The 9,160-nt window shown below is 69.4% G+C and carries 12 protein-coding genes; all 12 read right to left on the reverse strand.

Annotation, left to right across the window (positions count from 1 at the left end; genetic code table 11):
• The coding region (locus VFE05_20090; GenBank protein ID HET6232386.1) for a hypothetical protein at positions 1-814 on the reverse strand (814 nt) is incomplete at its 3' end.
• Between the two features lie 151 nt (positions 815-965).
• On the reverse strand, positions 966-1,355 hold the full coding sequence (rsfS, locus tag VFE05_20095) for a ribosome silencing factor (GenBank protein HET6232387.1): 390 nt from the start codon (positions 1,353-1,355) through the stop codon (positions 966-968).
• Positions 1,356-1,567: 212 nt separating this feature from the next.
• Positions 1,568-2,014, reverse strand: a complete 447-nt coding sequence (rplI, locus tag VFE05_20100; protein ID HET6232388.1) for a 50S ribosomal protein L9 — start codon at positions 2,012-2,014, stop codon at positions 1,568-1,570.
• A gap of 13 nt (positions 2,015-2,027) precedes the next feature.
• A complete protein-coding gene (gene rpsR / locus VFE05_20105; protein HET6232389.1) occupies positions 2,028-2,249 on the reverse strand; it encodes a 30S ribosomal protein S18 in 222 nt (73 codons plus the stop codon).
• 3 nt (positions 2,250-2,252) lie between these two features.
• Positions 2,253-2,630 (reverse strand): 30S ribosomal protein S6, encoded by a 378-nt coding sequence (gene rpsF / locus VFE05_20110; GenBank protein HET6232390.1) that lies wholly within the window; start codon positions 2,628-2,630, stop codon positions 2,253-2,255.
• A 135-nt stretch (positions 2,631-2,765) separates the two neighbouring features.
• The gene (locus VFE05_20115; GenBank protein ID HET6232391.1) at positions 2,766-3,443 is read right to left on the reverse strand and encodes a hypothetical protein; all 678 of its coding nucleotides are present in this window, start codon (positions 3,441-3,443) and stop codon (positions 2,766-2,768) included.
• 86 nt (positions 3,444-3,529) lie between these two features.
• Positions 3,530-4,630: a redox-regulated ATPase YchF gene (gene ychF, locus VFE05_20120; protein HET6232392.1), complete on the reverse strand. Its 1,101-nt coding sequence runs from the start codon at positions 4,628-4,630 to the stop codon at positions 3,530-3,532.
• Between the two features lie 143 nt (positions 4,631-4,773).
• Entirely contained in the window at positions 4,774-5,199 is a 426-nt protein-coding gene (locus VFE05_20125) for a hypothetical protein (protein ID HET6232393.1), read from the reverse strand.
• A 320-nt stretch (positions 5,200-5,519) separates the two neighbouring features.
• On the reverse strand, positions 5,520-6,353 hold the full coding sequence (locus tag VFE05_20130) for a glycoside hydrolase family 25 protein (protein ID HET6232394.1): 834 nt from the start codon (positions 6,351-6,353) through the stop codon (positions 5,520-5,522).
• Between the two features lie 451 nt (positions 6,354-6,804).
• The gene (gene pth / locus VFE05_20135; protein HET6232395.1) at positions 6,805-7,377 is read right to left on the reverse strand and encodes an aminoacyl-tRNA hydrolase; all 573 of its coding nucleotides are present in this window, start codon (positions 7,375-7,377) and stop codon (positions 6,805-6,807) included.
• Between the two features lie 52 nt (positions 7,378-7,429).
• Positions 7,430-8,035: a 50S ribosomal protein L25 gene (locus tag VFE05_20140; protein HET6232396.1), complete on the reverse strand. Its 606-nt coding sequence runs from the start codon at positions 8,033-8,035 to the stop codon at positions 7,430-7,432.
• Positions 8,036-8,123: 88 nt separating this feature from the next.
• Positions 8,124-9,077, reverse strand: a complete 954-nt coding sequence (locus VFE05_20145; GenBank protein ID HET6232397.1) for a ribose-phosphate pyrophosphokinase — start codon at positions 9,075-9,077, stop codon at positions 8,124-8,126.
• Positions 9,078-9,160 lie beyond the last annotated feature (83 nt).

Raw genomic sequence — 9,160 nt, forward strand, 5'->3', positions numbered from 1 at the left:
GGTCCGGGACGGGCAGCGTGCCCGTGTGAGCGCCCACCGTCTCCTCGGCAGACAGGAACTCCTCCTCCGGCGTTTGCTTGCGCAGCACGGCGGCATCGCGCACCGCCTCCCACGTGGGAGGCGCGGGCTCGGGCTCCGGGAAGCGCGCGGCCGCGGCGGAACGGGAGATGTCGTGCGACGGCTCGGCAGGCAGGCGGCCGTCCGACGGCGGCGGGGCCAGCCAGGCGCGCACCGGCACGCCGCTGTCCAGCGCCGGGGCGAACAGGTCGCCAGCGACGCGCTCCGCCAGCACCATCGCCCCGTCGGCCCTCGCCGCCAGCGCGTCCAGCCCCGCCGCGTTGGCGGGGACGAACAGCAGCAGCGCCGCACCCGCCTCGCGGAAGCCGGAGACGATCTGCGCCCACCGCGCGTGGCGCAGGACGGACTCCGGGTCCTCGGTGTACGTGCCGGCGGGCACGAGGTAGAAGCCGCGCCCCGGCACCGGCCGCGCGCTGCGGGCCAGCGAAGCGCCGTAGAGGAAGACGTCCACCACCCCGTCCTGGTTCGCCATCCCGATGCGCTCGTGCAGCACCGGGTCGTCCAGGCTCAGGTCCATCAGGAAGGTTCGGCGGCCCTCCGCCGCCCACCCCGTGGCGAGGGCGACGGTGGCGTCGGCCACCCACGCGCGGTCGGCCGCAGGGTCGAACAGCACGAGCAGCGGCCCGCCGCTCGCGGCATCCGGCGCCGCGGTGGCGGGGATGCGCTCGAACGACGGGTCGAAGAAGGTGGGCGGGGGGAGGCTCCCCCCGGCCGTGCGCGGCGTGGGATCGGTCATGGGCGGGGAACGGATCTTTCGCGCGGGGACGGCGGCGCGCCGGCCTGGGTGCGCGGCGCGCGGGAAGCCGGGGCCGCCGGTCCGGCACGGAGCCAAAGGTAAGGAGCGTGCGCGGACCGCCGCAAGCGTGTTCCGCGCAAGGCGGTGCGGCTCACGCCTGCGCGGGCTCGTCGCTCAGGTAGTGCACGGGGGCGTCGCCCCACAGCCGCTCCAGCTGGTAGAACTCGCGCGCCGCCGGGTGGAAGACGTGCACCACGAAGTCGAAGTAGTCGATCAGGATCCAGCGGCCGCCGCGCTGACCCTCCACGTTGAGCGGGCGCGTGCCGTGCTTCTTCAGCTCGTCGATGAGGTTGTCGGCGATGGCCGACACGTGCGTGTCGGACGTGCCGGTGGCGATCACGAACCAGTCGGTGGCGCTGGAGATGCCCTTCAGCTCCAGGACGGCCACGTCCCTGGCCTTGCGGTCGTGCAGGAGGTCCACGGCGCGCGCGACGTCAACGGGCAGGTCCAGGCTCGCGGGCGCGACGGGGGTGTTGCTCATCCGGTCTCCGGAAATCTTGGGTTGATGTCCGCCATCCGCGGCGCGGCACCCCTCGCGGGGGCGCCGCGCCGGGCGGAAAGCGGCAAGTCACGGACCAGCCTCGGCCCATGTGGATGCGGACGACGAAGCGGCCCCTGCCGCGCACCCGGGGGGGTGCGAGCGGGGGCCGCTCCCTCCATCCTGCTTCGCCGCGGTCGCAAGGCCGCGGGCGATCACTTCTCGTCGATGACCCAGACCTTGATCTCGGGATGCACCTGCGAGTGCAGGCGCACCGGCACGCTGGTCACGCCGAGGGCCTTGATGGGCTCCTCCAGCTCGATCGCGCGGCGGTCGACGGTGATGCCCTGCTCGGCCAGCTTCTCGGCGATGTCGCCCGAGGTGATGGAGCCGAACAGCTTGCCTTCCTGGCCCGCGCGGGCGTGGAAGGTGAGCGAGATGCCCTCCAGCGCCTTGGCACGCTCGCGCGCCTCGCCCAGCGTGGCGGCCTCGCGCTTGGTGACCTGCGCGCGCTCGCTCTCGATCTTGCGGATGTTTCCCTGCGTGGCCTCGTAGGCGAGGCCCTGCGGGATGAGGAAGTTGCGGCCGTACCCGGGCTTCACGTCGACGATCTCGCCCGCGTTGCCGAGGTTCTCGATTCGGTCCCTGAGGATCACCTGCATCGTGGTATCTCCTTTACCCTTCGAAGCCCGCGATGTACGGCAGGAGCGCCAGGAAGCGCGCGCGCTTGATGGCGGTCCCGGCCTGGCGCTGGTGGCGGGCGCACATCCCGCTGATGCGCCGGGGCAGGATCTTGCCGCGCTCGGTGATGAAGCGCGTGAGGGTGCGCTCGTCCTTGTAGTCGATGGTCCGCGAGCCGGACTCGCAGACGGGGCAGGTCTTACGGTTTGGGCGCATGGTCTAGTCCTCGTCCGAATCTTCGTCCTCGTCGCGGGCCGGCGTGGCCTGGACGGGAGTCGTCTTGAGGTCGCCCTCGTTCACCACCACGAGGTAGCGGAGCAGCTCCTCGTCCAGCTTCAGCAGGCGCTCGAACTCGGGGAGCGCCTCGGCGGGGGCGGCGAACTGCGCCACCACGTAGTAGCCGGTGGTCTGGTCCTCGACCGAGTAGGCGAGCTGGCGCTTGCCCCAGTGGTCGACCGCGGTGATCTCGCCGCCATTGGTGCCGGTCAGGAGCGCATGGTAGCGCTCGACCTTCTCGTTGATCCGCTCGTCCTCGACGGCCGGCGAGAAGATGTACACGATCTCGTAGTCCCGCAAAGTCACCTTGCCTTTGGACATGAGGCCCCGTGCCGGTGCGCGCGGAGCAGGGTATGGAACAAAAGAGCCGCCCTCCAGGCTGGAAGGCAGCTCACAAGTATAGCACCCCGCCCCCGCCCCCGCAACCGCGGGAACCCGGCGGACTCGGACGGCAGCCTACTTCTTCGGCTGCGGCACCTTCATCCCAGTCTTCACGTCGAAGTTGCTCGGCGGAATCGGCTTGGGAACGATGTGCGCGGAAACTTGCGGTGCGGAAACTTGCGGCATCGGGCTTCCCTCCAAGTTGATGATGCGAACCTCCTGAGGCCTTGCAGGAGCCGTGCTCACCTGAATTGCGACCGGGATCGAGGCAATCGCCGCCGCGACGAGACTGAAGATCAGCGCCCTCGTCGCTTTGTAGAGATACTCGCCGCGGTTGACGTTGTTGACGGCGTTCCGATCGGCAGCCTCAATATAGCGTTCCTTCAAGAATTTCTCAAACTCAGCCGAAGCCAGTCCCGGTGTGCCTGCGGATTCATGGTGGGCCTTCAGCCCATCGAAATAGGCAGACAGTACCGAGGGTAGCGGGATTTGCCTGTATGTGTACCCATGCACCGAGCGGACAAACGACCAGCCGGAAAGCACGAAGGCTGCGACGGCGACCGCGAACACCGGCCAAAACACCACGGCCAGTTGGCGCGGCGCGTGATCGAAGTGCTGCACGAGCACCAGCAATCCACCACCGAGAAGCGTCAGGACGCCTAAAGGCGCGCTGGCCGATCCTTGGATCTGATCACGACGCACCCACTCCGTCTCGTACAGCTTCTCGTAGAATTCAGGGCCAGTGTAATTCACAGTAGGTCGTCAAAGAGGCGCGCACAATCACAAAGCTCCGCTCCGCCCGAAGGAGTGCGGGCGGAGCGGAGGGAGAGTCTAGTGCGTCAGACGTTGAAGCGGAAGAGGAGGATGTCGCCGTCTTTGACGACGTATTCCTTGCCCTCGGAGCGCATCAGGCCCTGCTCGCGGGCGGCCTTCACGGAGCCGGTCTTCTCGAAGTCCGCGAACGCCACCGTCTCGGCGCGGATGAAGCCGCGCTCGAAGTCCGAGTGGATCACGCCGGCTGCCTCGGGGGCCTTGGCGCCGATGGGGATCTCCCAGGCGCGCACTTCCTTCTCGCCCGCGGTGAAGTACACCTGGAGCCCGAGAAGACGGTAGCCCTCGCGGATGAGCGCGTGGAGGCCGGGCTCGGTGAGGCCGAGCGAGGAGAGGAACTCGGCGCGCTCCGCCTCCGGCAGCTCGGCGACCTCAGACTCGATCTTGCTGGAGACGGGGACGATGTGCGCCTCTTCCCCGCTCTCCTCCACGGCCTTGCGAAGCGCCCGGACGTGCTCGTTGTCGCCCTCCGGCAGGTCGTCTTCCGACACGTTGGCGAGGTAGAGGACGGGCTTGGCGGTGAGCAGGTTGTACGACTTCATCAGCTTGACCTCGTCCGCGCTCGCGTCGACGGTGCGGGCGGGCTGGCCTTCGGAGAGCACGGCGATGATGCGCTCCAGCAGCGAGACCTCGGTCGTGGCGTCCTTGTCGCCGCCCTTGGCCGCCTTGCGCGCGCGCTCGATGCGCTTCTCCGCCACGGCCAGGTCCGACAGCGCCAGCTCCAGGTTGATGACCTCGCGGTCGCGCACCGGATCGACGGAGCCCATCACGTGCACCACATCGTCGTCGTCGAAGCAGCGGACGACGTGGACGACCGCGTCGGTCTCGCGGATGTTGTTGAGGAACTGGTTGCCCAGCCCCTCGCCCTCCGACGCGCCCTTCACCAGGCCGGCGATGTCCACGAACTGCACGACCGCGCGCAGGACGCGCTGCGGCTTCACCTGCTCCGCGAGCAGGTCCACGCGGCGGTCCGGGACCTCCACCATGCCCACGTTGGGCTCCACGGTACAGAACGGGTAGTTGGCGGCGTCCGCGCCCGCGGCGGTCAGTGCGTTGAAGAGCGTGGACTTGCCCACGTTCGGAAGGCCGACGATGCCGAGCTTGAGCATAGGTGCTGAAACCGTTTTCGGGAGATTCGCGCAAACGAAGAGGCCGGGCATCCCGCAGAGGGGCCCGGCCGCTGTCGTTCAAACCTACCACTCGCACCGCGGCCCGTCAACGCCGCGGCGGCCCTGCATCGCCCAGCGGTTCACTAGCGCGCGGGAGATGCGGCCGCGCTGTCCGCGCGCGCCTCGGCGGGCGTGTGGATGCGGACGGCGAGGATCTGCGTGCGGCGCTGCGTGGGCACATTGAGCAGCGCGCCTGCGATCTTCGCGGCGGTGGACGGCTCCTCGATGCGGCCCAGCACGATGGCGTTCGCGCCGAGCCAGCCGGCCTTCTTCTTCGCCGCTTCCACCAGCGAGCGCTCGTTCGTGGTCATCGTCTCGCCGCGCAGCCAGATCACGGCGATGGGATCGTACGGCTGGCGGATGTCGGCCTCGGTGCGGTAGACGCGGACCTGGTCCTTGGCGACGACGGGGTACGTCGCGGGGTTGCCCAGCCGCTCGGCGTGAACGCTGACGCAGGCGGAGAGCAGGACGGCTGCGGAGAGGGCGGAGAGGATGAGTCTGTGGTTCATGGAAGCCTCACGGGCATCGGGTCGGTAGATGTGCGGCGGGTGTTCTGCCGGTCTCATCCCAACTCAACCACGGTGCCAGGAAACATCCGGCTGCGCATCTACCGCCAAGCCGATTTGCCGCAAACCACTTACGCAGATGAAGCCGAGGCGATGCCCGCCTCCCGAATAATCCGAGCGTCCCTTCGTGAGGTCATCTCGCATCGAGAGCGGAGGCCGCACGTAGGTCGTAAGCCGGAAGCCGCGCATCTGCCGGGCACCTGAACGGCGAACGCCCCCACGTTGCGGAGGCGTTCGGTGCGTCCAGGCCAACGAGCTGCGGACTAACGGACGGCGAGCTCTTCCGGCCTTACGCCCTCGGCCGGGGCCGGGCTGATGGCGAGCTGGCGGAGGTCGTCGACCGAGCCGTTGAAGCGGTTCAGGTCCACCGCGCGGCCAATGCCGGCCACGCTGCCGCGCTCGCTGTGCTGCCAGAACGCCCAGCGGCCCACCGACGGCTCGTCCACGTCGTACTCGGCCACCCACAGCGGGTAGTCGTCGAGCGCGGTGCCCAGGTGCGCGCGGCGGAAGCCCGGCTTGGTGTAGACGATGGGGCGAACGCCCGTGCGGCGCTCCACCTCGCCCAGCCACGCGCGGACGCCGGCCACCAGCCGCGCATCGCCCACGCCTTCCACGCTCTCCACGTCCACCACGGGCGGCAGGTCGCCTTCCGTCACGTCCACCACGCGGAGGAAGTGGTCGGCCTGCGCGATGCCGCTCAGGCGCGGGCGGAAGCGGTGGTACGCTCCGCGGGCGATCCCCACCTCGCGCAGCCCCGCCCAGTTGCGCGCGAACGCCGGGTCCACGAAGCGGCCGCCCTCGGTGGCCTTCACGAACGCGAAGCCCACGCCGTCGTCCGCCGCCGCCTGCCAGTCGATCCGCCCCTGATAGTGCGACACGTCGATGCCCCGCGTCCCGAGCCTCACTTCCTTCGCCGCGTACTTCACGGGCACGGCGGCCACCGCTGGAGCCAGCGCGCGGGCCGGAAGCGCGGGGCGGGCGGAGGCGATCGCGGGAGCGCCGGCCACGGGCTTCGCCTTGCGCGAGTGGCCGGGGGTGGACGCGAACACGGCGGGGATCAGGAGCGCCGAAGCCAGCTTGAAGTGGAAGTCGATCATCCGCGCGTTTCTCTCGGTCTGGAAGATCGCTCCGCGGGGCGTTTACCGCCTAAATCGAATCCGCGAGCGCACTTGCTGAGCGCGGACAACGCGAAAACCTTGCCACGGAATTCGACCGATGGCTGGAAAGCCAAATCTGGGTCCTGCATGCACTTGTGGTCGGAAGAGCGGGATGGCGGGCCGGAAAGTCTGCCTCCGCGGAAATCTGTCCGGCAGCCGGGAGATGCAGCGCGAACGAGCCGGTGAGTCGTGGGATAACAACGATCGGAAGATGCGAGCGTCCGGCGATAACGCCCGGGGGAGTGGACACCGGATGGGCGGAAGATGTTGATAGATCGGCAGATGCGAGACGAACGGGGGGATGGGCGGGCGGTGAGGATGTCGCGCGGATGCGATGAATCGCACCCCTACGCGTCGGGACCAACGTAGCGGGGGATCCGGATCTACGAGGTTAGGAGTTGTAGCGGTTCATGGCGGCTTCGATGCCCTGGTCCATCCAGAGCTGGACGCCGTCGAGCAGATCGGGGAAGCGGTCGAGGATGGCCTGGCGGTCGGCGCGGGAGGGGGGCGCGAGGACGTACGCGGCGAGATCCATCTGCGGTGGTTTGGCGCCCACGCCGATGCGGAGGCGCGGGTACTCCTTGGTGCCCAGCGTCTGCTCAATGGACTTGAGGCCGTTGTGGCCGCCCGCGCTGCCGCCGGGACGAAAGCGGACCTGGCCCGGCTCCAGCGCCACGTCGTCCACCAGCACCAGCATGTCCTTGCCCAGGTCGACGGCGTTCATGCGCTTGTACTGCGCGATGGCGCCGCCGCTCAGGTTCATGTACGTGAGCGGCTTGATGAGCCGGACGGCGTGCGGCTCCACGCGCCCGGCCGCGACCGCGGCGTTCTTCTCCTGGCGGAAGCGGCCCAGCTTCCACGCGTCGAGCAGCGAATCCAGCAGCCACCATCCTACGTTGTGGCGCGTCATCGAATACTCGCGGCCAGGATTTCCCAGCCCCACGATCACCTTGAGCCCGGCCAACGCGCTACCTCTCCGGCCGCGCGGCCGGGCTCAGGGTGACGTGCGTCACGTCTTACGCCTCGCCCTCGGACTCGGCGCCCTCGGCCGCCTCGTCCGTGCCGCGCACGGTGGGCGACAGCACGGAGGCGATGGCCAGGTCGCCGTCGGTGAGGATCTTCACGTTGGGCAGGTTCAGGTCGCGCACGCGGATGGACTCGCCCACGCCCATGCCGCTCACGTCCACGTCCACCGTGGCCGGGATGTCGCGCGGCAGGCACTCCACCTCGATCTCGTACAGCACGTGGTCCAGCACGCCGCCAGCGTCGCGCACGCCCGCCGGGGTGCCGGCCAGGTGGAGCGGGACCTGGAGGGTGAGCGTCTCGCCCGCGTGCAGCTGCAGGAAGTCGACGTGCAGGATGATGGGGCGCACCGGGTCGCCCTGCACCTCGCGGATGAGGACGTCGGTGGTGACGCCGCCTTCCACCGCGAGCGAGAAGACGGTGTTCTCGATGCTGATGCCGGCGAGGAGCTTCTCCAGCTCGTGGGCGTCCACGGTGATGGGGACGTTCGCGTCGCCGTGTCCGTAGAGGACGGCGGGGACCTTTCCTGCCGCGCGGAGCTTGCGCGCGGCGCCCTTCCCGGCGTTCTCGCGGGGCTGCGCGTTCAGTGTAGCGGCCATTCCATGCCTCCGTCGTGCTGATGTGCCGCGGGCGCGGGTGCGCCGCGGGTGCTGCGGCCGGTCGTTCCGGCCATGCTGCAAAGATAACCTACATCTCGAAGAGCGCGCTCACCGACTGGTTGTAGTGGGTGTAGCGCACGGCGCGCGCGATCAGGTCGGCCACCGAGAGCACCGTCAGCCGGTCGAAGTGCTTCTCTTCGGGGATCGCGATGGTGTTGGTCACCACCAGCTCCTTGAGCGGCGCGTCCATCAGCCGCTCCACGGCGGGGCCGCTGAGCAGCGCGTGGCTGGCGCAGCAGTACACGTCGCGGGCGCCGCGGGCCTTGAGGGCGCGCACGGCTTCGGCCATGGTCCCGGCGGTGTCGATCATGTCGTCGGGAAGCAGGCAGTCCTTGCCGTCCACCTCGCCGATCACGTTCATGACCTCGGCCACGTTGGCCGTGGGCCGGCGCTTGTCGATGATGCCGATGCTGCCCCCCAGCCGCTTCGCGAACCCGCGCGCCATCTTCGCCGAGCCCACGTCGGGCGCCACGACCACCAGGTTGGTGAGGTTCTTGTCGCGGAAGTAGCGCGTGAGCACCGGCGCGGCGTACAGGTGGTCGACCGGGATGTCGAAGAAGCCCTGCAGCTGGTGCTGGTGGAAGTCCACGCTCAGCACGCGGTCGGCGCCGGCGGTGGTGATCATGTTCGCCACCAGCTTGGCCCCGATGGCCACGCGCGGCTGGTCCTTGCGGTCCTGGCGCGCGTAGCCGAAATACGGGATGACGGCGGTGATGCGCGCCGCGCTGGCCCGGCGCGCCGCGTCGATCAGGAGCAGCAGCTCCATGATGTTGTCGGCCGGCGGGCTGGTGGGCTGCACGATGTAGAGGTCGCGCCCGCGCACGTTCTCGTCGATGCGCACGAAGATCTCGCCGTCCGCGAAGCGGCGGCTGGTGACCTTGCCGAGCGGGATCTCCATGCAGCGCGCGATCTCTTCGGCGAGCGGCCGGTTGGCCGAGCCCGCCAGCATCATCAGGTCGCCGGTCTTCAACTCGTCGTGCATCGGTCTCTCCGCGGGGCCGGGGTGGGGGTGCCGGAGCGCGACAGAATAGACCCCGGCGCCCGCCCCGTCAAGGCGCAAAAACG

The sequence above is a fragment of the Longimicrobiaceae bacterium genome (genome assembly GCA_035696245.1).
In the GTDB taxonomy this organism is placed as follows: domain Bacteria; phylum Gemmatimonadota; class Gemmatimonadetes; order Longimicrobiales; family Longimicrobiaceae; genus DASRQW01.